We start from the raw sequence: 26945 nt of genomic DNA, 5'->3' as shown, positions 1-26945 counted from the left end.
TAGCTCCATATTTAATCTCTTATTTTGAGATATTAACGGGAGGTAGTATGAAAACATGTCATATCATTAACAGAGTTGGCCTATCAGGTGTTGCACTTTTGCTCACTGTTTCATTCACAGTATCTGCTGTGTCGGAGAACAAACGTGTTGATAAATTTATTTCTTGTGACAATTTAACTAAATCGCAAATTGCCGCTCAAGTAAAGCGTGATTTTCTGCAAAACCGCATTAACCATTGGTCAGAAGATAGAAAGCAATTGGGAACTTCTAAACCAGTGGTGTGGGTAAAGGCGGAAAATATCACTGGCGATAAAGAGATATTAAAAATTCCGCTGACTGTTCGTGGTTCTAAGCGTGACAAAGATTACCGTGTTGTCGTTGATTGTCAGCAAAATACGATTAGCTATAGTGAATTGAAATAACATTTTCTGATAGTTATCTCTACCCGTCATTTGACGGATACCAGATTTGGTGTTAGCCAGTAAAGGAAATGTTATGTCAGAATTGAAAAAATTATATCCGGCTTGTGAAGCTTATCGTTCGGGGTATTTGGATACAGGCGACGGTCATCAAATTTATTGGGAATTGTGTGGTAATCCTGTAGGTAAGCCGGCTGTATTTATTCATGGTGGGCCGGGCGGTGGTATTGCCTCTTATCACCGTCGGTTATTCGACCCAAAGAAATATCATGTCATGTTATTTGATCAGCGTGGTTGTGGGCGTTCAAAACCTCATGCCAGCTTGGAAAATAATACCACTTGGCATTTAGTTGAAGATATTGAGCGTTTACGTCAATTGATGGGAGTCGAAAAATGGCTGGTATTTGGTGGTTCGTGGGGTTCAACTTTATCTTTAGTTTACGCCCAAACTCATCCTCAACACGTTTCTGAATTAATTCTTCGGGGAATTTTCTTACTGAGGCCACAAGAGTTGCACTGGTATTATCAGGATGGTGCTTCTAATTTCTTCCCTGACAAGTGGCAACGAACGGTATCTATTTTATCGGAGGAAGAACGAAAGGATGTGATCAAAGCGTATAATAAGCGGCTGACTAATCATGATCTTCGGGTGCAATTAGAAGCCGCGCGTCTCTGGAGTTTGTGGGAAGGAGAGACGGTAACATTGCTTCCTTCAAATAGTGTAGAGTGCTTTACGGAAGATGAGTTTGCTTTGGCATTTGCTCGGATTGAGAACCACTATTTTATCAATGAGGGTTTTATGAATGAGGAGCAGCAACTGTTGAATAATATTGACGTTATACGGGATATTCCGGCAGTTATCATTCATGGCCGGTATGATATGGCTTGCCGGGTGCAAAATGCCTGGGATCTGGCGCAGGCATGGCCGGAAGCGGAATTACATATTATTGAAGGAGCAGGGCATTCATTTGATGAGCCGGGTATTTTACATCAGCTTATTAGTGCAACAGATAGGTTTGCCGCTCAGTAATTGGATATATACCCAATGGATTTCAAGATGGATTGCGACGGCAAGGGAGTGAATCCCCAGGCTCATAGAGAACTATGTGACTGGGGTGAGCGAGTGCAGCCAACAAAGAGGCAACTTGAAAGATAACGGGTATAACCACCGGTTATCCGGTGGTTATACCTAATTCTTACTGGATGATCAGCGGCCTTTGGGTTCGTAGGGTAAATTGGAAAGTTGTTTGGATAATTGGCGATAATGGACTAAACGTTGTTGAAAATATTGCCGCAGATGTTCGGGTTGTTCTTGTTCAACTGTATCAGGAAGTACTGGCATATTGTAACGTTCCTTAAAGGCTACGCCAGAAGCTGCCAAATCAACATTCACTTTGTCCATATTCTCTGTAGAAAGTTCGGCCAGATTGTGTTTCATCAGTGTCTCTCTCATTTACAAAGTGATAAAGCTAATCCAGACTGGTTTTTCTGGCAAGGTATGAATTGATTATTTTATAAAGATAAATAATATTCATTATCATTAAATATAAAAATTCCTTGATGAAGATTATTTTGTAAATGTAATTCATTTTCATTTGAATATATTAAATGAGATTCATTTTCATTTTTTTATTGAAAAATATATTTATATTTCAATGTGATATCTGTTTTTGATTTATTTTTATTATTTGGTTTTATTATTTTCATTTAATTGGCATAATATAGTTCAATTAATAACTGGAGTATCTATTATGTTAAATCAAGAAGTGGTTAATAAATTAAATGAGCAGATGAATCTGGAGTTCTATTCTGCGAATTTATATCTGCAAATGAGTGCATGGTGTAGTGAACAAGGGTTACCAGGTGCCGCTGCGTTTTTTAAATCGCATTCTCAGGAAGAGATGCAGCATATGCATCGCTTGTTTGAGTATCTGAGTGATACAGGCACAATGCCACGTTTGGGGCAAATTGATGCACCTTCGGCCGATTATGAATCTATATCTCATGTACTCAATAGAACTTATGATCACGAGAGATTTATTACTGCCGAAATTAATAAACTTGCTCATTTGGCGATAACCACGCAGGATTATTCTACTTTTAATTTTCTGCAATGGTATGTAGCAGAACAGCATGAAGAAGAGAAATTGTTTAAATCTATCCTTGATAAACTGGATATGGTTGGTGAGGATGGTAAAGCGCTTTTCTTATTAGATAAGGATCTGAAAGGTCTGGCTGCTGCAAATCCTGTCTAATGAAATGGAATTAATTCACCGCAGTAGTCGCAATAACTTTAGGTATTTAAAGTCAATACTGCGGTTTTCCTTTATTTTTGCGCGATAGTTCACAAGACGAAATTCTTATTGTAAGTTATCGCAGATAAAATAACTCTTTTGATATAAAATGATGACAATTCATAGAGATTCATTTGAAAATTAAGAGGTTATTGATGACCATTAGCACAATCCGCTCTTTTGGCCGAAAACTATCTGCTTTAATTGTCCTTTTTGTTGCCATATCTTGCCAGCAAGCTTTGGCCCATGCGCATTTAACAGAACAAATTCCGGCAGAAGATACTACAGTAGAAAATACACCTCAGGTGATCACGCTAAGCTTTTCGGAAGGTATTGAGCTGAGTTTTAGTAAAGTAAAAGTGATTGGTCCTGAAAATAAACCCATTAAAACGGGAAAGTTAAAGCTTGATCCGGCAACTAATACAAAACTTATTCTTCCTATCGAAGATAAACTGACGACAGGGAGATATGATGTTAACTGGAGCGTGGTCTCTGTTGATGGGCATAAGACTAAAGGTGTCTATAGCTTTACAGTGAAATAATTATGTCTCTAGCGGCGCTGTATGTTCTTTGTCGCTTCACGCATTTCGTGGCAGTTATGTTAGTGTTTGGCTTTAGCATATTTACTGCCATATTGGTTCCTGAGCGTTTATCTGTTCTGATTGATGCGCGCCTTCGTTTAGGGGTAATTATCAGTACAGTTGTGACATTAGTAACAACAATTGGATGGTTGGCAATTCAATCGGGAATAATGGGTGATGGTTGGCAGGATATTTGTAATCTAGAAATCTGGTTGGCAGTATTGGGAACAACTTTTGGTAAAGTTTGGCAATGGCAAATACTGGTTTCAATAGTTGCTACAGGGTTTTTGTTTATCAGTAAACAAAAAGTCAGAAATATTTTGATGTTAATCAGTTCTGCTGTTTTACTCTCCTGCCATGCCTTTATCGGCCATTCGGTGATGCATGATGGGATAACAGGTGTTTTTTCTCAGATTAATCAGGTAATTCACTTAGTGAGTGTTGGATACTGGTTTGGTGGATTATGGCCGTTTTTGTTATGCTTGCAATTTTTACGGATACAAAATGAATTGGCTATAGGGTTGGATAAACAGATTATGATCTCTATGATGCGTTTTTCCACATATGGTCACGTTGCTGTAACCCTGATTATCATTACTGGCATTATAAGCAGCTTAATTTTGCTGCCGAACTGGCCGAAATATAGCGGTAGTGAATATCAATCCATGCTATGGCTGAAGATAGCATTGGTGGTGGGTATGGTGATGCTTGCATTAATTAACCGCTATATCTTGGTTCCTAAACTGAAGCAACCTGGCCGCTATCAATTGTTGATTATCAATAGTTGGGTTGAAATTATTCTTGGGGCATTGGTTCTATTATGTGTTGCTGTTTTTGCTACTTATCAGCCGATTTGATGTTCTTAATTAAGCGCCTATCTCAATATACCCTATGGATTTCAAGATCCATTTCGCTTGCTTTTATACCCGTCATCTTTCAAGTTGCCTCTTTGTTGGCTGCACTCACTCACCCCGGTTACATAGTTATCTATGCTCCCGGGGATTTGCTCCCTTGCCGTCGCGATGCAGCTTGAAATCTATAAGGTATATATCTACATTGGTAACTATTATGAAACGTTTACTTTTATTACTTTCCTTATTTTGTCTCTCTTTTCAAAATGTTGCTGCACCGATTGAAACGGTGAGTAAGCTACAATTTGGTGATAAATGGGCATTTACGCGGGAAGAGGTGATGTTGGATTGCCGAGCAAATAAGGCTCTGTTTGTGATTAATCCAAGTACGTTAGTGCAATACCCATTGAATGATATAGCCACGGATATGATGAAGGTAGGGAAAGTGAATGCTAAGTCTTTGGATATTATTCTATTGGCTGATAGCAAAAATCCGACTCAAAAAATGAGCATAGAGCCATTCCAACAAGCCGCTTTAGCATTGTGCGATAAGAGATAATGTCATTGAGTAAGCAATATACCCGTTATCTTTCAAGTTGCCTCTTTGTTGGCTGCGCTCGCTCACCCCGGTCACATAGTTTGCTATGCTCCCGGGGATTCACTCTCTTGCCGTCGCGATGCATCTTGAAATCCGTAGGGTATAGCGTCTATTTTGGCTTAATGGAAGATGTTGTTTTTGATTATTTATTATCCAAAAAGTTGGTAAAAGGCAAGTATGTCAGCTATTCTTTAAATTGTAAGTTGTTTTTCGTCTCAATGACACTTTTAGCGCACGGCTCTTAAGAGCCATTTTCCCTAGGCCGAGTAGAGGAGTCAACTCGGCCTTTTTTTATCACAAGTTTTGTGGACATCAGACCACCCTCATAACCCATGCATGTTTTTGTCTATCATAATGCTTTCGGTAGAGAAGAATGTGTTTATCGTTGAGTAAGGCGGGAATACTGGTATGTTCATCCCATCCATCCAACTGCATACAAAGTTCCTGGTCGGAATTACAAGGAATACTAATGGTGATATCGTCTTCTTGGGAAGGTGAAGAGAGAATAGCATCATCAATTTCGTAGCTGGAAATTCTTAATTTTGTCTGGTTCATTATCGCTCCTTAACTTTTAGATAACAGGTAAGACCAGTGGGGCCATCATTGAGAATAGATCAAATAGCTGAGATTGCCAGTAATAATATTTTCTGTGTTGGATAATCGGTAGATGATATTGCTGTTATAATGATCTGTTCTAAAACTTACTCTTGTCATATTGCTTTTTTTATCTCTGCTATTCTTTGACCTTTTATACATTCAGTAGGAAATATTTATTTGGTGTGGTAGTAAGGACTCAAAGTGTTGGTGATGGTGTGGTAACTGCAATAATTCTATGGATAAATTGTTTGAATGTTTTGTTTTTTTACTACACCACTAGTCAACTCTCAAATGAAAGAGGCTAATGAACGACACTACTATCAGATAATTGATCTTTATAATTGTGTAAGAACTCAATTTGATTTTATTGTATGAGGGCATAGAGGCACTAACAGTGAATCATATTCATACTGGTTGTACCTCTGATAATGTTTTGGTGAAGTAGTGTTATCTCACTAGCCTTTGCAAGCACTTAATAAATATAATTAAAGAATATCTTATTAAAGGCAGTAAAAAATTTACGTCAGTGTGACAGACTGTTAACCTTATTGTTATGGGCATTTGATGTTTTTTTGATATAAAAATAGAGATGCGTTTTGTGAATTTCATCGGATAGGTCAATTATGAATAAAAATGAGTTCTATCGGGAGCTTACGGGGGACCTAAAAGCTCTGTTGTCTGGTGAGTATGACTTAATAGCGACGCTGGCTAATGCCAGTGCATTGTTGTATGAACGTTTGCATGACGTTAACTGGGTTGGCTTTTACTTGATTGATGGTAATACGTTGGTGTTAGGCCCATTTCAAGGAAAAGTTGCTTGTGTCAGAATACCTGTTGGCAAGGGGGTATGCGGAACGGCTGTATTGGAAAAGCGTATCCAGCGTGTTGATGATGTTCATGCGTTCCCTGGTCATATCGCCTGTGATGTTGCTAGTAACGCTGAAATTGTGTTGCCGTTGATCGTAAGCGATAGAATTATCGGTGTATTGGATATTGATAGTACGGTCTTTAATAGGTTCGACGAGAAAGACGAATTTGGCTTACAAGCTCTTATTGATGGGCTTTGTGCTCATTTAGAACAGTGCGTTGTGCCGAAATATGTTGAATTGAATGTAACTTAACATATGGATAACGTGGCATTTATCAGCAACGCTATTATAATGACGCCAGTTCATGCCTATGCTGGTTGGCAAAACCGTTGTAATCAGGAAATTTCATGGAAAATCAACCTAAGTTGAATAGTAGTAAAGAGATTATTGCTTTTTTAGCTGAGCGTTTCCCGCTCTGTTTCGTAGCCGAAGGTGAAGCTCGTCCCTTAAAGATCGGTATTTTTCAAGATATCGTTGAACGTATTCAGGACGAAGAGTGTTTAAGTAAAACACAACTGCGCTCCGCCTTACGTCTGTACACATCAAGTTGGCGTTACCTGTATGGTGTGAAAGAAGGTGCCCAGCGTGTTGACCTTGATGGTAATTCATGCGGTGAATTGGAAGCGGAACACATTGAGCACGCTCTCCAGCAACTGACTGAAGCCAAAGCACGGGTTCAGGCACAGCGTGCAGAGCAAAGAGCTAAAAAACGTGAAGCTGAAAATGTGGCTGCTGGTGAAAAAAATGAACGGCCCACAGCCAAGAAACCCGCTCCTCGTCGCCGTGCTAATAATACTGAGGGGGAAAAGCGGCAGCCACCACGCCCGCAAAAGCGCCCTCAGCAAGCACGTAAACCAGTTGCTAAACCTGTTCAAGCTAAACCTATTCAAGCTGCACCGATTCAGATTGTCGATGTTTCATCGCTGAAAATTGGTCAGGAAATTAAAGTAAGAGTGGGTAAAAGTTCAGTGGATGCTTCTGTGCTTGAAGTCGCCAAAGATGGTGTACGGGTACAATTGCCTTCCGGTTTGGCAATGATTGTACGCGCAGAACATTTACAGTTCTGATACGGAGGCCGACCTGGGCATGAACAAATTCGTCAGACTGGCTTTTGTCTTAGGTGTTTCAATTTTTGGTACTTGTTATGCAAATACAAACAGTCCAGTGGCTGTTCCTGTTGGTATTGAACAATTACCTATATTGAAGCAAGAACCTCAGCATTCAACAGTTAGCGAGCGGGTAACATCCCGCTTCACTCGTTCTCATTATCGCCAATTTGATTTAAATGGTGATTTTTCGGCAAAAATATTTGACCGCTATCTCAATATACTGGATTACAGCCATAACATATTATTGGCGTCAGATGTTGCTCAGTATGCCGATAAGAAAAAGTTGTTAGGCAAGGAATTGGAAAATGGGAATCTGGAAATTCCGTATGACTTGTTTAATTTGTTACAGAAACGTCGCTTTGAGCGTTATCAGTACGCTTTATCGCGTCTTGAACAGCCAATGAGTTTTGATGGTAACGATACAATTGATGTTGATCGTTCCAAAGCCCCTTGGCCACAGAGTGTGGAAGAGCTAAATAAACTTTGGGATGCTAAAGTTAAATATGATTGGCTCAACCTCAAGCTCAGCGGCAAAGAGGACAATAAAATCAAAGAGATGCTTACCAAACGCTATCAATCCGCGTTAAAACGTCTGACACAAAGCCAGAGTGAAGATGTTTTCCAATTGATTATGACAGCGTTTGCCCGTGAAATTGATCCTCATACCAATTATCTTTCACCACGCAATACTGAACAGTTTAACTCAGAAATGAGTCTTTCCCTGGAAGGGATTGGTGCTGTTTTGCAAATAGATGATGACTACACGGTTATAAATTCTTTGGTTGCTGGTGGACCTGCTGCTAAAAGCAAAGCACTAAACGTAGGTGATAAGATTATCGGCGTTGCCCAGTCAGGAAAGTCTATGGTGGATATTATTGGCTGGCGTTTGGATGATGTGGTTGCGCTGATTAAAGGACCTAAAGGGAGCAAAGTACGGCTTGAGGTTGTTTCTGATACCAAAGGGGCAAAACCACGTACTGTTATTTTAACTCGCGAACAGATCCGTTTGGAAGATCGGGCTGTGAAGATGTCAGTTAAGACAATCGGTCAGGAAAAAGTGGGCGTGCTTGATATCCCCGGTTTTTATGTTGGTTTGACTGATAATGTTAAAACTCAATTACAAAAACTGACCAAACAGCATGTCAGTGCTATTGTCATTGATTTGCGTAGCAATGGTGGTGGTGCACTGACAGAGGCGGTTTCTTTATCAGGCTTGTTTCTGCCAAGTGGCCCGGTTGTCCAGGTTAGAGATAATAATGGGAAAGTTCGTCAGGATTCTGATACTGATGAAGTGGTGTACTATAAAGGACCTTTGGTTGTTCTGGTGGACCATTTTAGTGCTTCTGCTTCTGAAATTTTTGCCGCAGCAATGCAGGATTATGGGCGAGCGTTGATTGTTGGTGAACCGACTTTTGGTAAAGGTACAGTTCAGCAATACCGTTCTTTGAGTCGTATTTATGATCAAATGATGCGCCCTGATTGGCCATCACTGGGGTCTGTCCAATATACGATTCAGAAGTTTTATCGTGTGGATGGCGGTAGTACTCAGCGTAAAGGGGTGACTCCTGATATCGTAATGCCTACGGGGGTTGATCCGGCAGAAACCGGCGAAAGTTTCGAAGATAATGCTTTGCCTTGGGATAGCATTCCTCCTGCCCGTTATACAGGGTCTAAAGTTATTGCTGCATTGGTTCCTCAGTTGAATGTTGTTCACAATATCCGCATTACAACTGATCCAGAATTCAAGTATATCAATGAGGATATTGCTCACTATAAGGCGCTGAAAGAGCATAAAAATATTGTTTCTCTGAACTATGCACAAAGAGAAAAAGAAAATAAAGAAGCGGATGCTCTGAAGTTGAATCGCATAAATGATCGCTTTAAACGCGAAGGTAAAAAACCGTTAACTTCACTGGATGATTTGCCTAAAGATTATCAGGGGCCAGATCCCTATCTTGATGAATCAGTGAAGATTGCACTTGATTTAGCGCACCAACCTGCTGAGAAAATGTTGGCTAAATCTAAGTAAAATAATGGGTTAAAGCTTGTTAATGATTAATGTCCAATATCGTTCGCTTGGGATGTTTTGAGTGAACGATATTGTGCTGTCAGTAATATGAACAGTCTTTTTCTTTTCAGGAAAGATGAATTATTTCACATTTTCTCAGCATTACCAGGTATTAGCGTGTTTTGTTTAACCAATTGGTGTTAGGCTAATGTGGGTTTTTTTATGATTTTGTAAAGTTGTGTTGGTTTTATCGCTTAACAGGCTAAAAGCCTTGAATATAGTAAGAACAGCCTTATTTATAGAGTAGTTCTGAAAGTGCATTGATTTATTAATAAAGGAAGCCGGTTTTTATGATGCGAATTGTTTTGTTCCTCCTCACTAACCTCGCTGTTATGTTGGTGTTCGGGATAATACTTTCTTTGACAGGAATTCAGGGGAGTAGTGTACAAGGTTTGATGATTATGGCTGGCCTGTTCGGTTTCGGTGGGGCGTTTGTTTCTCTGCTGATGTCCAAATGGATGGCCCTGCGTTCTGTGGGTGGTCAGGTCATCGAACAGCCAGCAAACGAAGTTGAACATTGGTTAGTTGAAACTGTTCGCAGTCAAGCGGAACAAGTCAATATTGCCATGCCCCAGGTTGCGATTTATGCCGCGCCTGATATTAACGCATTCGCTACCGGAGCGCGTCGTAATGCTTCTCTGGTTGCTGTCAGCAGCGGTCTATTGGATAACATGAGTAGGGCAGAAGCAGAAGCTGTTATTGCTCATGAGATTAGTCATATTGCTAATGGTGATATGGTGACGATGACCTTGTTGCAAGGGATAGTAAATACTTTCGTTATCTTTATTTCCCGTCTACTGGCTCAAGCTGTATCAAGTTTCCTGTCTGGCAATAGTGACGAGGAAGAGAGTAACTCCTCTGGCAATCCGATTGTTTACATGGTTGCTTCAATGGTGTTGGAAATAGTATTTGGTATTCTGGCGAGCATTATCACGATGTGGTTCTCGCGTTATCGCGAATTCCATGCAGATGCAGGTTCTGCTAAGTTGGTCGGTCGTGAGAAAATGATCGCTGCTTTACAGCGTCTGAAAACCAGTTATGAACCGCAGGAAGAAGGCGGTATGATGGCGTTCTGTATTAATGGTAAATCAAAGACATTCAGTGAGCTGTTCATGTCTCACCCGCCATTGGACAAACGTATTGAAGCACTGCGTAGTGGGCAATACCTGAATAAATAATATTGTGAATCAAATAAAAGCCGGGGAAATCAAATCCCGGCTTTTTTACAGTTTTTGAAGTTTTAAATTATAGCTGACTTAATTCAACATGTTCTTCCTGATCGAAGATAGTTTTATCAGTTTGTCCCATCAGTTGGCTGGTAATAGTGCCAGCAGTCATTGAACCACTTACATTCAGTGCCGTACGGCCCATATCAATGAGAGGCTCAACAGAAATCAATAAAGCAATCAACGTTACAGGTAATCCCATTGCGGGTAAGACAATCAGTGCTGCAAACGTAGCACCGCCACCCACACCGGCAACGCCAGCAGAGCTGATAGTGACAATGCCAACGAGTGTTGCAATCCACATCGGGTCGAGTGGGTTTATGCCCACTGTTGGCGCAACCATTGCGGCCAACATGGCGGGATAAATCCCGGCACAGCCATTCTGACCGATTGTTGCTCCAAAAGATGCTGAAAAGCTGGCGATTGATTCTGGTACGCCAATACGGAGTGTCTGGGTTTCGACATTCAGTGGAATACTGGCAGCACTGGAACGGCTGCTGAATGCAAAGGTCAACACTGGCCAAGTTTTTTTGAAAAATCTAAGTGGATTGATGCCGAAGAGAGAAAGTAGAAACCCATGAGCAACAAATACTAGTGCTAGTGCAATGTAGGATGCGATAACAAAGGTTCCCAGTTTTGCAATTTCATAGATATTAGAGTTGGCGACAACTTTGGTCATCAGGGCCATAACACCATACGGTGTTAAGCGCATAACCAGACGAACCAGTTTCATTACCCATGCCTGTATAGTGTCAATAGCGACTAATATGCGTTCACCCCTCTCATGATCATCTTTCAACATTTGCAGGGCAGCGATACCTAAGAAGGTTGCAAAAATAACAATGCTGATAACAGAAGTTGGGTTAGCGCCGGTTAAATCTGCGAACGGATTTTTAGGAATAAAAGATAAAATCAATTGTGGTACAGATAAGTCAGAGACTTTGCTGACATAGTTGTTTTCGATAGCAGACAGACGTGTTGTTTCTTGGGGACCTTGAATCAGACCTTCAGCAGTCAGGCCGAACAGGTTGATAATCATGATACCGATAAGCGCTGCAATCATTGTCGTGAATAACAACGTCCCGATAGTCAGAAAGCTGATTTTTCCTAGAGAAGATGCTTTGTGTAATTTGGCAACTGCACTCAAAATAGAGGCAAATACCAGAGGCATAATGACCATTTGTAGAAGTTGTACGTAGCCATTACCTACAATGTTGAACCATGATATGGATTCCTTCACTATGGTATTATCAGAACCATAAACTAGTTGCAGTGCTAAGCCAAAAATAATGCCAATGGCAAGGCCCGCAAAAACCTTTTTCGACAGGTTCCATTGCCGTGAACTGGCTTTTGACAATAGCAAAAGCAGTGCTACGAAGACGAGCACATTCGAAATGAGTGGTAAATTCATCCCCAAACTCCAGAATTCAATTTAGTTAAGTTATAAGTTGTATCGAATCGTGTAGGTTTGCAAACGAACACATTACAACAAGCAGTTGGGGAATATAGTATCAGCTTAAACTATTCTCATTTATAACTATAAAGAATTTAATATAACAAATGTGACTTTTAAGATTTATTTTTAGTCAATTAAAGCATTAGAAATAGAGATCTTTGATGCGATTTATATAAAAAAGTATAGAAGATTCAATATCTTCTGGTAGAAAAACGGCAATGACAATTAATAAGGCAGAAATAAACCTTTCTGCTTTCTTATTTCCTTGCTTGCCAAGCACAGGTAGACAGAAACGTATTTTGATTGGCCATAATAACGGCACACCAGCAGGTGTTAGCATATCTGCAATCAGATGGCTCAAATAGCCAACAATCATGGCATGGAAAAAATCAGTTGGGATTAGCCACTCTTCGGGGATTTTTAGCCAAAATAAAGTAATCCCTAATATGAGAGCAAGTAAACTGTGAGTAAAGCCTCTATGACCACAGAGTTTGGCAATAGGAATGGAGATAAATCTGAATAATCTACCCAAGGTTGAATTAGGGTGATCGATATCGGGTAACAAGGCAGTAAGCAGTACCCCTGGTAGCATATGCAGCCAATCTCCATTAGCTATCTCTGGTGTTATTTCTAGCTTGTGTGCCAAGATAATGCTGGCAACTGAAAATAAAAGATGCCCTTCTGCGGTCATAAATTCCTCTGACTAATAACTGTCTATCCATACAGTCGGCGAAGTATAGAGGGTTTTATGTGGGTAAGATAGAGGGTGAAAAGCAAAAATATCTTATTTATTAATATATACCCGTCATCTTTCAAGTTGCCTCTTTGTTGGCTGCACTCACTCACCCCAGTCACATAGTTAGCTATGCTCCCGGGGATTCGCTCCCTTGCCGTCGCGATGCAGCTTGAAATCCATAGGGTATATAGCGTTAATTTTTTGTTTGACAGAATAAGACATAAGCGCTACGGCTGCTATGTGAACAATAAGAAGCTGCCATCGGCATAAGTGATGGCAGCTAAAGTGATAATCAGGTGATGTTCATGACAGTGAGTTGTTCGAGAGAATGCAGTTTAATATCTGCGAGAACCCAACGTGGATCATCAAAGTGATGAGCAGATGGCACAACGATTGAACGCATTCTTGCAGCTTTTGTTGCTATCATTCCATTGAATGAATCTTCCAGGGCCACACAATTTATCGGAGCGACATCCAATTGTTCAGCAGCGCGTAAATAAACTTCGGGATTAGGTTTACTGTGAGGTAATTTGGCAGCAGAAACGACAGTATCAAAATAGTGATTAAGACTGAACATTTCGAGTACTTGTTCCAGCATATATTGTGGAGAAGCTGAGGCCAGGCCGATTTTCAGTCCTTGTTTGCGGCAAAGGTTTAAAGCATATTCAACACCTGGGAGTAAGGGACGGTTTTCTTTTACCAAATCGATAACATGGTCGGTAATTCGCTGTTCCACGTCTGATTTTGATACCCCTTGCCAGGGAGAAGCCTGGTACCAAAGTTCCACAACTTGATCAATTCGCAACCCAAGAGTATCTGGTAGTTTTTCTGCTAAAGAAAAATCCAGACCTAATTCACTAAATACTTCTTTTTCTCCTTGGGTCCAATAGGGTTCAGAGTCAATCAGTAAGCCGTCCATATCGAAAATGGCCGCTTTTATTGGTAAATGAAAAGACATTTAAGTATCTCTCTCTGGTCAGACAGTTAGCGAAAGCTGATTGTAACAATCTCAGTAGGTGAAATCTTTTCCTGATCGGGAACATGGTAAGAAATGCTTAGTTAATTAAATATAAAGTTAAATTTGGTGATTGATGGGCTATGATTAGCCAAAAATAAAATCTGCTTATTGTTATGAGGGGTATCGATGACTTACCAAAAAGCCGGATACATCGCTATTATTAAGCGAGTTTTAGGTTGGATGATTTTTGTTCCGGCACTTTTATCGACTATTGTTTCTGTGATTAACCTTGCCTGGTTGCACGGTATTAAAGGTGATGGTATCAATGCTGTTTTGGATGATTTCCTGAAAATGATGGCTGAAGTGGTGCGTTTTAATACCCCATTTCTGGATTTCTTCTGGAAAAATTCACCAACACCTGATCGTCTGGCTGGTTTTACCGGATCAACGCTTGGTTTCCTGATTATCTATTTTCTTATTTTTTTCGGCCTTGCTATGAATGCGTCAGGTCAACGGATATACAGACAAGTGAAGTTTATACGAGAAAACATTGAAGATCAGCTTATTATTGAAAAAGCTAAAGGCAATGATAGCCTGACAAGAGAACAGATTGAATTAAAAATTAAACTTCCTCGTCATACATTGTTCAGTCAGATTTATATCTTATATATTTCACCGGTAATTATCGGTGCAATTTTTTATTTTCTATTGAAAATCTTAGGCTGGTAGATTCTCCGGTTGGCTATAGCTGCGGAATAAGTATTTTCGCAGCCTGATTGCCCATCTATTGGCTATTTTCAGTCAAAATATTATCGATAATATTTTGAGCCGTAATAAGATTATCACCACCAAATAGATTACACCGGTTAAGCAAATAATAGAGCTGATATACAGGTTGCCGTTCAATAAAGTTGGTAGGGAGTGGCCATATACTCTGATAGCCATCAAAAATTTGCATTGGTAAATCAGGGTATAACGGTAACATAGCGAAATCACATTCACGATCCCCCCAATAACAGGCTGGGTCGAAGGCAACGGCTTGGTCATCCAGCGAAGCACAATTAGCAGGCCAGAGATCGCCATGTAACAGAGAGGGTTGTGGCTGATGGTGTTGAAGTTTGTTACTTATAGCTTGAACGATATTGTCAATATCACCAAATATCATGTTTTTTTCTGCCGCGATTTGTAATTGCCAACCAACCCGCTTTTCCGCATAAAATTGATGCCAACGTCGTTGCCAGCTATTAGGTTGTGGAGTTGTTGCCAGCATATTGTCAAAATCAAAGCCGAATTGAGGTTGTTCACTCCATTGATGAAGTTTTGCCAGTTGTTGACCGAAGCAATAGGCACTGTGAAGGTCAAAAGATTTTAAAGGCAGAAATTCAAGCAATAGAAAGCTATGGTCACGAGTGTTGCCAATACCATAAACAGTTGGAACACGGATAGTTTGGCTGCGTGCCAGGAGTTCAAGCTGTTCTGATTCTGCTTTGAAGACAGGGAGCATTTCGCGCAGATTTGATTTGACAAAAACTTGTTGTTTTCCATGTGTGACTCGCCAAGCTTGGTGGATGTCTCCTCCGGCTAACTCAGTTTTATCGTGAATTTCAGCAACACCGAAATGTTCGTTTAACAAACGATTTACTGTCTGCCACATGGTTCACCTCTCTATGTCGTCAATTACTTTATGAACAATTATAGTCAGAGAAAACATATGATCAGGTAAAAAAGATGATTAACAGGGTTATATCTCAAAACAGATATAACCCTTTTTGTTATTGATTGGGCTCGTTAGAGATTTGTAGGGCTGCTTGATACGTTTTACGTTTGGATTTTGCTCTTACAAGTTTTATCTGACTGTAAGCCAGTGCCAGTGTAAAGAAGATAGCCTGAACAATAACAATGCATGGCCCCGTTGCACCATCAATGTGGAAACTGATCAGAGTACCCAGGACACTGGAACTGACTGATGCAATGATAGCGACAATTAACATTCGGTCAAAACTGCGGCATAACATGAAAGCGATAATGCCTGGTGATATCAACATTGCGATAACCAAAATCATTCCCACGGCTTGCAGGGAAGCGACGATGGTCATGGACAGCAGGCAAAGCAAACCGTAATGCAAAAGTTTAACAGGCAATCCTACTACGCGTGCTTGGTTCGGATCGAAGCAATAAAGCATGAAGTCTTTGCGCTTTAGCAGTATCACCGCCATAGTGATGCAGGTAATCCATAATGTTTGATGCAACTCATCTTTAGTGATCCCTAGTATATTTCCGAACAGAATATGAGTCAGATGTTGGTCGGTATCTATGCGGGCAAAAAGAACTAAACCAAAGGCAAACATGCCTGAAAAAACAATTCCCATGACAGTATCTTCTTTTATCCGGCTATGTTCTTTCAGATATCCTGTTGCAACAGCACAAAAGATACCGGAAAGGAATGCGCCAATAGCCAGCGGTATACCGGCAGCAAAAGCCAGCACAATACCTGGTAATACCGCGTGAGAAATGGCGTCCCCCATTAACGACCAGCCTTTAAGAACCAGATAACAAGAGAGTATTGCACATACCGCGCCTGTTACAATCGCTGCGAATATTGCCCGTTGCATAAATGGAAACATAAACGGCTCAGTGAGTAACTGTGTCAACTCATTCATAATTGTGTTGTCTCCTGAGCCAAGGCTGAGGATTCTTTTCTGGCACGTATACGTGAAGCGAATAGCCCATGCTTTGGTGCAAAGAAGAATGCTAGTAGGAAAATAATGGTTTGCAGCGTGACAATGACACCACCAGTAGCGCCGTTAAGGAAGAAGCTTAGGTAAGCGCCAAATGCACTGGTCAGGGAACCAATAGTAACGGCAATGATCAGCAGGTGCTTAAAACGATCTGTTAATAAGTAAGCTGTTGCGCCTGGAGTGACAACCATTGCAATCACCAGAATAGCGCCGACAGTTTGTAAGGCTGCGACAGTACAAGCACTCAACAAAGTAAAAAAAATGATTTTCATCCGCAAGGGAGATAAGCCGATAGAGCGAGCATGCGTTTCATCAAAAAATACAATTAGCAAATCTTTCCAGATAAACATGAGCACGATAAATGAAATCGCAATAATGATTTCAACTTGGAGAACATCTTCATCCGCGATGCCAAGGATATTGCCGAAAATAATAGTTTGTACGTTAACTGATGTAGGATTGAGGGAAACGATTAATAAGCCGGCCGCAAAGAAAGTGGAAAAAATGAACCCGATTACTGCATCTTCACGTAACCGAGTGATATGACGAACTAAAGTCATAGATAGAGCTGCCAGCATTCCGGTAAAAAAAGCACCACCTGCATAAGGAAGACCCAGCGCATAAGCACCAGCGACGCCAGGCACAACTGAGTGAGAGAGCGCGTCTCCCATCAATGACCAGCCTTTTAACATCAGGTAGGAAGAAAGGAAGGCACAGACAGCACCGACGATGGCACTAACCCAGATGGCTTTTACCATGTAATTATAGTGAAAAGGTTGCAGCAAAAGTTCTGTCATGATTGACGCTTCTCCTTATGCTGACCCTGCCTTGGCGGAACATGATGATCACGACCATAAAATACGGCTGCGCGTTCATCATCAGTAATAACAGTCAAGGAGCGTGGATCATCATCATCATGTAATTCCGGACCGGATAGATTAATATGACGAAGCACGCCACCAAAAGTCATCTCTAAATTTTTTTGGGTGAACGTTGTTTCTGTTGGGCCACTTGCTAGAACCGTTCGGTTGATGAGGATAACATGATCGCAGAATTCAGGCACGCTACCGAGGTTATGTGTAGAAACCAGAACTAGATGGCCCTCATCACGTAAATCACACAACAGGTCGATGATGGCATTCTCTGTTTTTACATCAACACCAGTAAAAGGTTCATCTAGTAATAGAACTTTACCTTCCTGAGCCAGAGCCCTTGCAAGAAAAACCCGTTTTTTCTGTCCGCCTGAGAGTTCGCCAATCTGTCGGTTGCGTAAGGCCGTTAAGCCGACACGTTCAAGTGCTTTATCAACAGCTTGGTGATCTCTTTTACTTGGGATTCTCAGGAATCCCATTTTCCCATAGCGGCCCATCATAACGACATCAGAAACCAATACTGGAAAGTTCCAGTCGACTTCTTCTGTTTGAGGGACATATGCAATAATATTTTTCTTCAAAGCATTTTTGACTGGCATATCACTCAGCGTTACTTTTCCCTGAGATGGACTTACCAGTCCCATGATAGTCTTAAACAATGTGGATTTACCACTACCGTTAATGCCCACCAACGCACAAATAGTTCCACCGGTGATAGAAAAACTTGCATCATAAATAGCTGTGTGACCGTTGTTATAAGTCACAGTGGCGTCATCAACGACTAAATGAGGACGTTCGAACAGTATATTGCTATTCATTGATTAAATCCTTTTGCGATTGTATCTACAGTTTTGTTCAGTAAATCAATATAAGTTGGTACTGGGCCACTACTGCCGGAGAGTGAATCTACATAAAGAACGCCACCATAACGGGCATCTGTTTCTTTACTGACTTGTTTAGCCGGTTTATCTGAAATTGTACTTTCGCTAAATACAACGGGGATTTTGTTTGCTCTTACAGTATCAATGACATGACGAACTTGTTGTGGTGAACCTTGTTCTTCCGCATTAATTGGCCATAGATAAACTTCCTTGAATTGGTAATCTTTAGCTAAATAGCTAAAAGCCCCTTCACTAGTGACTAGCCAACGCTGATCCTGTGGAATACGGGAAAGACGTTCTCTCAGTGGAGAATCCAGTTGTGCGATTTTTTCAGCATAGGCTTTGGCATTCTTATTATAAGTTTCTGTATTTTTAGGATCGTATTTCACAAATGCTTGGCGAATATTCTCAATATAGATTAAAGCATTTGTGGGTGACATCCAGGCGTGGGGATTAGGGTTCCCGTTGTAAGGCCCTTCACGGATAGGGAGTGGTTCAATGCCGTCAGTAATAACAACGGCAGGTACATCTTTAAGGTTTTCAAAGAAGCGTTCAAACCAGCGTTCTAGATTTAGCCCATTCCAAAGGATCAAATCAGCATGTTGAGATTTTATAATATCTTTGGGAGTGGGTTGGTAATCATGGATTTCGGCACCAGGTTTAGTAATTGATTCAACAATTGCTGCATCACCCGCTACATTTTGTGCGATATCTTGAATGATAGTAAAGGTCGTGACAACTTTAAATTGTTTGGCGGCGGATACCGGATGACTAAATAGAATGACAGATAAGAGAATCAACATAATTCCCAGAACAGGAGGCGAAAGTAACAGCAGAGAAAGTTTTTTCTTCATAAATTCAAACCTTACTTGTTATAAGTATATGATAACGATTATCAATATCATTTAAGTAAAGTCAAGATGATAAAATTTGGAAACAACGATTGTTGCGATAGTCATCCCATATGATATGAACATGAATACAGTGAAAAGTTAAGTAAAAATATTTTTAGATTGTAAACGAAATTGTATATGCTGCGCTTTAGTAACATTTGATCCAGAGGATTATAGGGTGAAATTAAAACTGAGCTTTGTGGCACTGGTCGTGCTGTTAGTCGGTTGTGCTGAGAGAAATGTTCAGCAAACAAATGTTGGCAAACAGTCCGGTCAGCAACGTATGCTTAGCAATACTGCCAACGCAGCTAGAATTTCTTCTTCTTTCTCGCCGACGCCTTTTGATACCTTTATTCAACAAGCATCCAATCGGTACGGTGTTGATGAAACGCTGATCAGAGCGATTATTCAAGTTGAATCCGGTTTTCGTCCTAATGCAGTCAGTAAATCGAATGCAATTGGCCTTATGCAAATTAAAGCATCGACAGCAGGGCGGGATGTGTATCGACAGAAAGGGCGTTCTGGTCAGCCAACAACACGTGAGTTGAAAGATCCTAAAACTAATATTGATCTTGGCACGGCTTATATCAGTATCCTGAAAGAGCAGCATCTGGCAGGTATTGATAACCCTGAAACTCTCTACTACGCCACTATTGTTGCCTACGTAAATGGTGCGGGTGCTCTTTTACGTACTTTTAATGCAGATCGTCAATTAGCCGTTAATAAAATAAACCGCATGACGCCGGATGAGTTTTATCAGTATGTTCAGGATAATCATCCAGCCCCTCAGGCTCCACGCTATTTGTGGAAGGTGAAAAAGGCTTATCGTTCGTTAGTAATGGTAGATTGAGTCGCTGGTAAAAATGACGATTCTATTTGCGACAACCTCACATTGGACAAGGGCTTACGGCAGTTTTGGCTAAATTTAACTGCGAAAGGCTTGCACTCAATCTGTAGTGGATTCTGGAAGATAAAATGATCCCTTCTTTGATGCTAATTGTGGAGGAGGGGGCTTTAATATATGTGTTCACTGGTGTTTACAAGCTAAAAGGTATGAGACCTCATTTCAATTTACATCATGCGATGGTAAATATCGTTTGATATCCGATAATTCATATCTAAAGAAGGGCTCTCTTCGAATATGTTTCTTAATGATCAATACGGTATTTAACCAATGTTGAACTCAGCTATATTATAACAAAACAATATAGCTAGATTGATTCTAATTAGAAATTGTTTTCTTATGGGGTTAAAGATAACTAACTTCTACATTAACTATAGCGATTTATTACCATTAAATAACATGTACTAAAATTGATTTTAGCCTGAACTTATATTTTAAAGTAATTAAATATACGGGGTACCTTTGTAAATGTTTAATAAATTGTACTTTATGTGGCATTTTATCTGCACCTTGTTTGAAGGGGAACTGTTATTTTTCAATAAATTACCTAATTTTCCCGTGTTAATGTTAATAGTCGTTGATGATTTTAGTCTAAGCTATGGAATTAAGTGTCAATCAAAAGTGCTTATCCAAAAAATAAGGATGAAATAGAACATATAGTTACGTTTCATGAATAACCATTTCCCGTTCTTAGGAAAGTTATCATTACAGAATTGCTAATAATTAAGTTATTTACATCCAATTCCAGAGAGAAAGCATTTCCTGAGTATTTTAATTAATGCTTAACGTACCCGTTTTTATTTCACCGAGGGTGGGTGGGACAACAGTTAAGAAAAAACACTTGTGACGACTGTCAAGAATGACAGTTGCCAAATATCTAACAGATTTGTTGAGGTAGTAGATGAAAGACAGCATTACTAAAAAAGCGGAAAGTATCCTTAAAGCCGAACTTCTCTCTCAGACACCAGAAAATATAACCAATAACGTAAAGAATATACCTGCTCTGCCACGTAGCTGCATCATAGTCGGGGGAACGACTCTTGCGGTGTTCTGTGCCGAACAAATTCAGGCGGCTGGGCATACGATACAAGCAATGCTGACTACCGATACCGTTCTGCAAACATGGGCTGCCGGGCAAGGGATCGTTTGTGTGAATTCCGTCGAAGCATTACAAGCACAAATTGCGCAACACCCTGTGGACTGGCTTTTCTCAATCGTTAATCCGATTATCCTGCCTGTATCACTGATTGGGCAGATTCGCGGCGGCGCTTTTAATTATCACAATAGCCCACTACCACGTTATGCGGGCAGTCATGCAACTTCTTGGGCGCTGTTAGCACAGGAGACACACTATGCCGTTTCGTGGCATTGCATTGAGGAGGGGGTAGATACCGGTGATATCGCCGTGCAATGGCCAGTATCTATTGAGGAGCACGATAATGCGTTTTCATTGAATCTGAAATGCTATCAGGCGGCTCAGGAAGGGTTTATTAAGTTGCTTCGGGATCTTGATCAGGGTGAGTTGGTGACTCATCCGCAAGATCTGACACGACGGAGTTTTTATACTCAGTCTCGTCGTCCCGATGGTGGGGGATATTTGTGTTGGCAGCAGCCGGGTGAGGCACTTTCAGCTTTAGTACGCGCGTTAGATTTTGGCGAAAATTATTTAAATCCACTGGGTTGCCCGAAACTGTTACTGAAATGGGGCACAGTACGGATTTCCTGGCTTCAACGGCTGAATCACTATTCTGGGGGGGCACCCGGTACGTTGATTGCTGTAGAAGAGGATGCTTGGCAGGTAACAACCGGAAGTGAGGATGTCAGGATCGGAGGGTTTGCCGCACTTGAGGGTAAATTACTCTCCGCCGGGGAGCTTGCCGATATATCAGAACTCAAGCCGGGCAAACAGTTGCCTCTGCTTTCTTCGCAACAGGCTCAGAATGTAAAAGATATCCTCCAGGCACTTGCACCCAGTGAATCATTCTGGCGTGAGCGTCTTGCCTCTTTGATACCGCTGCAATTACCTTTCGAAACTGCCGGAAAATCAGCAGCCCCTAAATGGGCATTAAGTGCCTGGCAATCTCCGCTATTAGAAAATAGTGAAAAGTTAAAAAATGGTGAAAAAGCCCCATTGCCGATACTGTTACAGACATTCGCTATTTATCTTGCGCGTTTGACTCATCAGACCGAATTCCAAATCGGCTGGTGTGTGGATAGGGTGAAAAATGAACCAGACCTGTTGTCTGGTTTGGCGCCGGTGGTGCCAATGACTGTTAAGGTGGAGTTTGATCAGCCATGGTGTACGGTAGCGAACTGGATGAATGATGAGTTTGCACGGCTGGTGCAGCATCGTACATTTTGCCGCGATCTCCTTTCTCGTTCTCCTTCACTGTGTGCTATCTCGGCATTAACAACAAGCCGCCCGTGGCGAGTTGCGGTCTCTTTCATACCGGATGACAAGCCGTGGGAGCAGAATGCGTTAGGTGAATTGTTGACACTCCAGATGAATACTCAGGGTGGTTTTCGCTGGATCTACGATACAAACCGTTTGAGTGCGGAAGTGGTTCAGCGGATGAGTGAACATTTACAGGTGTTGTCATCATCGGCGGAAGAAAAGGATGATATTCCCGTCTGGCAACTTAATTTGTTGCCTGAAGCTGAACGCACGCTGCTACTGGAAACCTGGAATGCAACCCAAACACGATACCCTGACCAAACATGTATTCACCGGTTGTTTGAGCAACAGGCAGAGAAAACCCCGGATGCCACGGCGCTGGTGTATGAAGAACACATTCTCAGTTATGCCGAATTAAATGCCCGTGCTAATCGGCTGGCGCATCAACTGATAACGTTGGGAGTCGCACCAGAGCAGCAGGTGGCAATTTGTGTCGCGAGTTCACCGGCGCGGATCGTGGGACTGCTGGCAGTACTGAAAGCCGGGGGGGCCTATGTACCGCTAGATCCGGCTTATCCGGGGGAACGTCTGGTTCATATTTTAACCGATGCTGTGCCAGCTATTGTGCTGGCAGATAATACGGGACGTGCCGCGTTAGGCGAAAAAGTGCTGGCAGCGTTAACTGTACTGGATCCGAATAGTTTGCCTGATCAGCCGGATAGCAACCCGCAAGTATCGGCATTAACCCCACGCCATCTGGCGTATGTGATTTATACCTCCGGTTCGACCGGCATACCAAAGGGCGTGATGGTTGAACACCGTGGGCTGGTTAACCTGATTCAGGAAAAAATCGTTCAGTTTGAGATTCATCCGGGTAGCCGGATGTTGCAGTTTGCCTCATTTGGTTTTGATGCGGGTGTCTGGGAAACCATGATGGCATTGTGCAGTGGGGCCACTTTGGCGATCCCGGCTGATACGGTTCGTCAGGAGCCCCGTTATCTCTGGCATTATCTGGAAGAGCAGGCGATAACTCACGCCTGTCTGACCCCGGCCCTGCTCCGGGAGGGGACTGATTTACCGGAAATGACGATAAGACCGACGCTGATACTCGGTGGTGAGGCACCCAGCGCAACGTTGCTTCAAGCCCTGAGCCGTCGGGCAACGGTGTTTAATGCCTATGGCCCGACGGAAATCACGGTGTGTGCGACCACCTGGCGTTGTCCGTCAGACTACACTGAGGGTGTCATTGCGATTGGACGTCCGACAGTTAACACACAGGTTTATTTGCTGAATACTGACGGCCAGCCGGTGCCGTTAGGGGCAGTCGGAGAGCTCTATATTGGTGGTATCGGGGTAGCGCGAGGCTATCTCAACCGGCCTGATTTGACGGCGGAACGTTTTCTGGCCGATCCATTTAGCGATAAGCCGGATGCCCGTCTGTACCGGACCGGGGATTTAGCCCGCTACCTGCCGGATGGCAATCTGGAATTCCTGGGCCGTAATGACCAGCAGGTGAAAATCCGCGGTTTTCGCATTGAACCGGGGGAAATCGAAGCCCGATTAATGGAACACCCGGCGGTGAGCGAAGCGCTGGTGCTGGCTTTGAACGATGGTCAGGATAAACGGTTGGTGGCTTATGTGATGGCAGAAGCGGATGACCAGTTGGTTAACAGCTTGCGTGCCTATCTGAGTGCCATTTTACCGGATTACATGGTGCCGACAGCCTTTGTACGCCTGGATACCTTCCCGTTGACGCCGAACGGCAAACTGGATCGCCGGGCACTGCCCGCGCCGGGGGAGGAAGCTTTTGCCCGTCAGGCTTATGCAGCGCCGCAAGGGGAGACAGAATCTCTGTTGTCTGCTGTCTGGGGTGAGTTGTTGGGCATTGAACAGGTGAGTCGGCATGACAGCTTCTTTGCTCTGGGGGGGCATTCATTGCTGGCGGTGCGGATGGTTGAACGTTTGCGTAATGCGGGGTTAACGTTGGCGGTACGTGATTTATTCCAATCTCCAGTGTTATCTGAATTTGCCCAAACAGTAGGGCAGTCACAGGCGGTGATAGTGCCGGCAAATATCATGACTCCTGCGATCACAGCACTGACACCCGAGATGTTGCCGTTGATTGATCTCACTCAGTCTGAGATTGACCATATTGTGGCGCAGGTACCGGGTGGGGTTGCCAATATTCAGGATATTTATGGTTTGTCACCGTTGCAGGACGGCATCCTGTTCCACCATCTGCTGGCGAATAAAGGTGACCCGTATCTATTTGTTAGCAAGATGGTTTTTGCTGACCGCGCCCTGTTGGATAGCTATTTAGTGGCAGTGCAACAAGTGGTTAATCGCCACGATATCCTGCGTACCGCCTTTGTTTGGCAAGGATTATCAGCGCCGGTACAAGTCGTTTGGCGTCAGGCGCAATTATCAGTCACTGAATTGACATTAGACCCGGTTGATGGGCCGGTCCGTGATCAGTTAGCTCAGTATTTTGACCTACATCACCATCGCCTCGACTTGAACCAAGCACCTTTGTTGCACTTTGGGGTAGCGCAGGAGGAGGATGGTCGCTGGAGCGTACTGCAATTGCTGCATCATCTGATTGGCGACCATACGACGCTGGAAGTGATGAACGGTGAAATTCAGGCTTATCTTGCCGGACAGGAAGGGAACTTACCTGTGCCGATCCCTTTCCGCAATCTGGTGGCTCAGGCCCGGTTGGGGGTGAGTCAAGCCGAACATACCCGCTTCTTTACTGAGATGTTGGCTGAGGTGGATCAACCGACGCTGCCATTCGGGTTGATGGAGGTACATCGGGATGGTTCTCAGGTGACGGAATCGTACCGGATGTTACCCGCTACATTGAATGACCGTCTGCGCAGTCAGGCCCAGCGTCTGGGTGTCAGTTTGGCGACTTTGTGCCATTTGGCCTGGGCACAGGTGTTGTCACATACCAGCGGACAGGAGAAAGTGGTGTTCGGCACCGTGTTGTTTGGGCGGATGCAGGTAGGGCAAGGCGCTGACAGCGGTATGGGGCTGTTTATCAATACCTTGCCGTTACGACTGGATATAAATGATGCTTCGGTACAGGACAGTGTACAGGCTGTGCATACCCGGCTGGCGGAATTGCTGGATCATGAACATATGTCACTGGCATTGGCCCAGCGTTGCAGTAGGGTGCCAGGGGAAATTCCGCTCTTCAGTGCTTTGCTGAACTATCGACATAATGATCAACCGACATTCCCAAATAAAGAGGTGCCAGGTATTGAATTCCTAGGCGCACAGGAACGAACCAACTATCCGTTTGTGCTGTCAGTAGAGGACGGTGGGTCTACTTTGGGATTGACTGCTCAGGTAGTGCAGCCGTTTGAGTCGGAACGAGTATGCGGTTATATGCAACAGGCGCTGGAAAGTCTGGCTGAGGCCCTTGAACAGCGTCCGGAGACACCGGTACGAACACTGAATATCTTGCCGGCAGCAGAGAAAAAGCTGTTGCTGGAAACTTGGAATGCAACCGCAACCGAAACGTCGTATCCAGATCACAGTTGTATTCACCGACTGTTTGAACAATGGGCAAAGAAAAGTCCGGATGCCACAGCACTGGTGTATGAAGAACAGATCCTCAGCTATGCCAATCTCAATGCCTGCGCCAACCGTCTGGCGCATCAACTGATCGCGTTGGGAGTCACACCGGACCAACGGGTGGCGGTTTGCGTGTCACGTTCACCGGCAATGGTGGCGGGGGTATTAGCCGTGCTGAAAGCGGGTGGAGCTTATGTGCCGCTAGATCCAGCTTATCCTAGTGCGCGTTTGGCACATATTCTGACCGATGCTGCCCCGGCTGTTGTGCTGGCGGATAAGGCCGGCAAGGTTGCACTGGGTGAGGAAGCACTTACTGGACTAACGGTACTGGACCCCAATATTTTGCCTAACCAAGTAGACAGCAACCCGCAGATATCTGGACTGACTTCGCGACATCTGGCTTATGTGATTTATACCTCCGGTTCCACTGGGGTGCCCAAAGGGGTGATGATTGAGCACCGCAATACGGTTAACTTTCTGTATTGGGCCCAGCAGGCTTTTGAAACGGAAGAGATCCGGGAGGTGCTTTTCTCGACGTCAATGAATTTCGACCTGTCCATTTTTGAATGTTTTGTGCCGTTGTCCCAAGGGGCGACAATTCATCTGGTGGAGGATGCCCTGTCATTGATGCAGCATGCCCTGCCGGTGACCTTGATCAACTCAGTCCCGTCTGCGATGAAACCGTTATTGCAGGCTCAGGCGCTGATGGCGTCGGTTCATACCGTTAATCTGGCGGGGGAACCGCTTAAAGGTGCCTTAATTGAACAGATTTTCGAAAAAACGCAAATACAACGGTTGTGTAATCTCTATGGACCTTCTGAAACGACAACCTATTCTGCCTGGTTGCCAATACAGCGGGGTGACAGGATTATTGAAAGTATCGGCCGTCCGATAGCCAATACCCGCCTTTACTTACTGGAC

22 protein-coding genes and 1 pseudogene (1 of these 23 running past the window's edge) are annotated in these 26945 nt (G+C 42.9%); 13 read left to right on the top strand and 10 right to left on the bottom strand.

Features of this window, described 5'->3' with window-relative positions:
• Positions 1–47 precede the first annotated feature (47 nt).
• Both yebF and pip read left to right on the top strand, forming a co-directional pair.
• Complete coding sequence (gene yebF, locus PluTT01m_RS13855) at positions 48–422, top strand: protein YebF (RefSeq protein WP_011146914.1); 375 nt, start codon at positions 48–50, stop codon at positions 420–422.
• A 73-nt stretch (positions 423–495) separates the two neighbouring features.
• The gene (gene pip, locus PluTT01m_RS13850) at positions 496–1449 is read left to right on the top strand and encodes a prolyl aminopeptidase (protein ID WP_011146913.1); all 954 of its coding nucleotides are present in this window, start codon (positions 496–498) and stop codon (positions 1447–1449) included.
• 177 nt (positions 1450–1626) lie between these two features.
• On the opposite strand, the gene PluTT01m_RS13845 is transcribed toward pip, so the two are convergent.
• A complete protein-coding gene (locus PluTT01m_RS13845) occupies positions 1627–1857 on the bottom strand; it encodes a DNA polymerase III subunit theta (protein WP_011146912.1) in 231 nt (76 codons plus the stop codon).
• A gap of 313 nt (positions 1858–2170) precedes the next feature.
• Here PluTT01m_RS13845 and ftnA point away from each other — a divergent pair, with 313 nt between their 5' ends.
• The 4 genes from ftnA to PluTT01m_RS13825 all read left to right on the top strand — a co-directional run bounded on the left by ftnA (position 2171) and on the right by PluTT01m_RS13825 (position 4704).
• Positions 2171–2674, top strand: coding sequence for a non-heme ferritin (ftnA, locus tag PluTT01m_RS13840; protein ID WP_011146911.1), 504 nt, complete (start codon positions 2171–2173; stop codon positions 2672–2674).
• Between the two features lie 194 nt (positions 2675–2868).
• Positions 2869–3255: a CopC domain-containing protein YobA gene (gene yobA / locus PluTT01m_RS13835; protein WP_011146910.1), complete on the top strand. Its 387-nt coding sequence runs from the start codon at positions 2869–2871 to the stop codon at positions 3253–3255.
• A 2-nt stretch (positions 3256–3257) separates the two neighbouring features.
• Positions 3258–4151, top strand: coding sequence for a copper homeostasis membrane protein CopD (gene copD / locus PluTT01m_RS13830; protein ID WP_011146909.1), 894 nt, complete (start codon positions 3258–3260; stop codon positions 4149–4151).
• Between the two features lie 211 nt (positions 4152–4362).
• Positions 4363–4704: a YebY family protein gene (locus tag PluTT01m_RS13825; protein ID WP_041380109.1), complete on the top strand. Its 342-nt coding sequence runs from the start codon at positions 4363–4365 to the stop codon at positions 4702–4704.
• Between the two features lie 351 nt (positions 4705–5055).
• Here PluTT01m_RS13825 and PluTT01m_RS13820 read toward each other — a convergent pair whose 3' ends face one another.
• On the bottom strand, positions 5056–5298 hold the full coding sequence (locus tag PluTT01m_RS13820; RefSeq protein WP_011146907.1) for a YebV family protein: 243 nt from the start codon (positions 5296–5298) through the stop codon (positions 5056–5058).
• Positions 5299–5963: 665 nt separating this feature from the next.
• Here PluTT01m_RS13820 and PluTT01m_RS13815 point away from each other — a divergent pair.
• The 4 genes and pseudogenes from PluTT01m_RS13815 to htpX all read left to right on the top strand — a co-directional run bounded on the left by PluTT01m_RS13815 (position 5964) and on the right by htpX (position 10564).
• Positions 5964–6461 (top strand): GAF domain-containing protein, encoded by a 498-nt coding sequence (locus PluTT01m_RS13815; RefSeq protein ID WP_011146906.1) that lies wholly within the window; start codon positions 5964–5966, stop codon positions 6459–6461.
• Positions 6462–6556: 95 nt separating this feature from the next.
• Positions 6557–7276, top strand: a complete 720-nt coding sequence (gene proQ / locus PluTT01m_RS13810) for an RNA chaperone ProQ (RefSeq protein WP_011146905.1) — start codon at positions 6557–6559, stop codon at positions 7274–7276.
• A gap of 115 nt (positions 7277–7391) precedes the next feature.
• A pseudogene (gene prc / locus PluTT01m_RS13805) lies at positions 7392–9347 on the top strand (carboxy terminal-processing peptidase); the annotation flags it as partial.
• 329 nt (positions 9348–9676) lie between these two features.
• Positions 9677–10564 carry a protease HtpX gene (gene htpX / locus PluTT01m_RS13800; RefSeq protein ID WP_011146903.1) on the top strand — a complete coding sequence of 296 codons (888 nt, stop codon included), beginning with the start codon at positions 9677–9679 and terminating at the stop codon, positions 10562–10564.
• Between the two features lie 67 nt (positions 10565–10631).
• Here the strand turns inward: htpX and PluTT01m_RS13795 are convergent, their stop codons facing one another.
• The 3 genes from PluTT01m_RS13795 to hxpB all read right to left on the bottom strand — a co-directional run bounded on the left by PluTT01m_RS13795 (position 10632) and on the right by hxpB (position 13762).
• Complete coding sequence (locus tag PluTT01m_RS13795) at positions 10632–12023, bottom strand: L-cystine transporter (RefSeq protein ID WP_011146902.1); 1392 nt, start codon at positions 12021–12023, stop codon at positions 10632–10634.
• A gap of 187 nt (positions 12024–12210) precedes the next feature.
• Positions 12211–12759, bottom strand: a complete 549-nt coding sequence (locus PluTT01m_RS13790; protein ID WP_011146901.1) for a metal-dependent hydrolase — start codon at positions 12757–12759, stop codon at positions 12211–12213.
• A 337-nt stretch (positions 12760–13096) separates the two neighbouring features.
• Entirely contained in the window at positions 13097–13762 is a 666-nt protein-coding gene (gene hxpB, locus PluTT01m_RS13785) for a hexitol phosphatase HxpB (protein WP_011146900.1), read from the bottom strand.
• Positions 13763–13948: 186 nt separating this feature from the next.
• Between hxpB and PluTT01m_RS13780 the strand changes: the two genes are divergently transcribed.
• Positions 13949–14491: a YniB family protein gene (locus PluTT01m_RS13780; RefSeq protein WP_011146899.1), complete on the top strand. Its 543-nt coding sequence runs from the start codon at positions 13949–13951 to the stop codon at positions 14489–14491.
• 55 nt (positions 14492–14546) lie between these two features.
• Here PluTT01m_RS13780 and PluTT01m_RS13775 read toward each other — a convergent pair whose 3' ends face one another.
• The 5 genes from PluTT01m_RS13775 to PluTT01m_RS13755 all read right to left on the bottom strand — a co-directional run bounded on the left by PluTT01m_RS13775 (position 14547) and on the right by PluTT01m_RS13755 (position 19056).
• Entirely contained in the window at positions 14547–15416 is an 870-nt protein-coding gene (locus tag PluTT01m_RS13775; protein WP_011146898.1) for a fructosamine kinase family protein, read from the bottom strand.
• Between the two features lie 118 nt (positions 15417–15534).
• A complete protein-coding gene (locus PluTT01m_RS13770) occupies positions 15535–16422 on the bottom strand; it encodes a metal ABC transporter permease (protein WP_011146897.1) in 888 nt (295 codons plus the stop codon).
• Entirely contained in the window at positions 16419–17297 is an 879-nt protein-coding gene (locus tag PluTT01m_RS13765) for a metal ABC transporter permease (RefSeq protein ID WP_011146896.1), read from the bottom strand. Before PluTT01m_RS13765 ends, PluTT01m_RS13770 begins: the two co-directional genes overlap by 4 nt.
• The gene (locus tag PluTT01m_RS13760; protein WP_011146895.1) at positions 17294–18190 is read right to left on the bottom strand and encodes a manganese/iron ABC transporter ATP-binding protein; all 897 of its coding nucleotides are present in this window, start codon (positions 18188–18190) and stop codon (positions 17294–17296) included. The genes PluTT01m_RS13765 and PluTT01m_RS13760 overlap by 4 nt, the downstream gene beginning before the upstream one ends.
• Complete coding sequence (locus tag PluTT01m_RS13755) at positions 18187–19056, bottom strand: metal ABC transporter substrate-binding protein (protein WP_228956983.1); 870 nt, start codon at positions 19054–19056, stop codon at positions 18187–18189. Before PluTT01m_RS13755 ends, PluTT01m_RS13760 begins: the two co-directional genes overlap by 4 nt.
• A 268-nt stretch (positions 19057–19324) precedes the next feature.
• On the opposite strand from PluTT01m_RS13755, the gene PluTT01m_RS13750 reads away from it, so the two are divergent.
• Positions 19325–19996, top strand: a complete 672-nt coding sequence (locus tag PluTT01m_RS13750; RefSeq protein ID WP_011146893.1) for a transglycosylase SLT domain-containing protein — start codon at positions 19325–19327, stop codon at positions 19994–19996.
• Between the two features lie 955 nt (positions 19997–20951).
• Positions 20952–26945: the start of a non-ribosomal peptide synthase/polyketide synthase gene (locus tag PluTT01m_RS13740; RefSeq protein ID WP_011146892.1), read on the top strand. Its footprint extends 43110 nt past the window's final position; 5994 of the gene's 49104 nt are visible here — the first part of the coding sequence; the start codon lies at positions 20952–20954; its stop codon lies off the right edge, out of view.

This window comes from Photorhabdus laumondii subsp. laumondii (assembly GCF_003343245.1).
Taxonomy (GTDB): Bacteria; Pseudomonadota; Gammaproteobacteria; order Enterobacterales; family Enterobacteriaceae; genus Photorhabdus; species Photorhabdus laumondii.
Note: the sequence above shows the minus strand (reverse complement) of the source record. Positions and strands in the feature narration are given on the sequence as shown.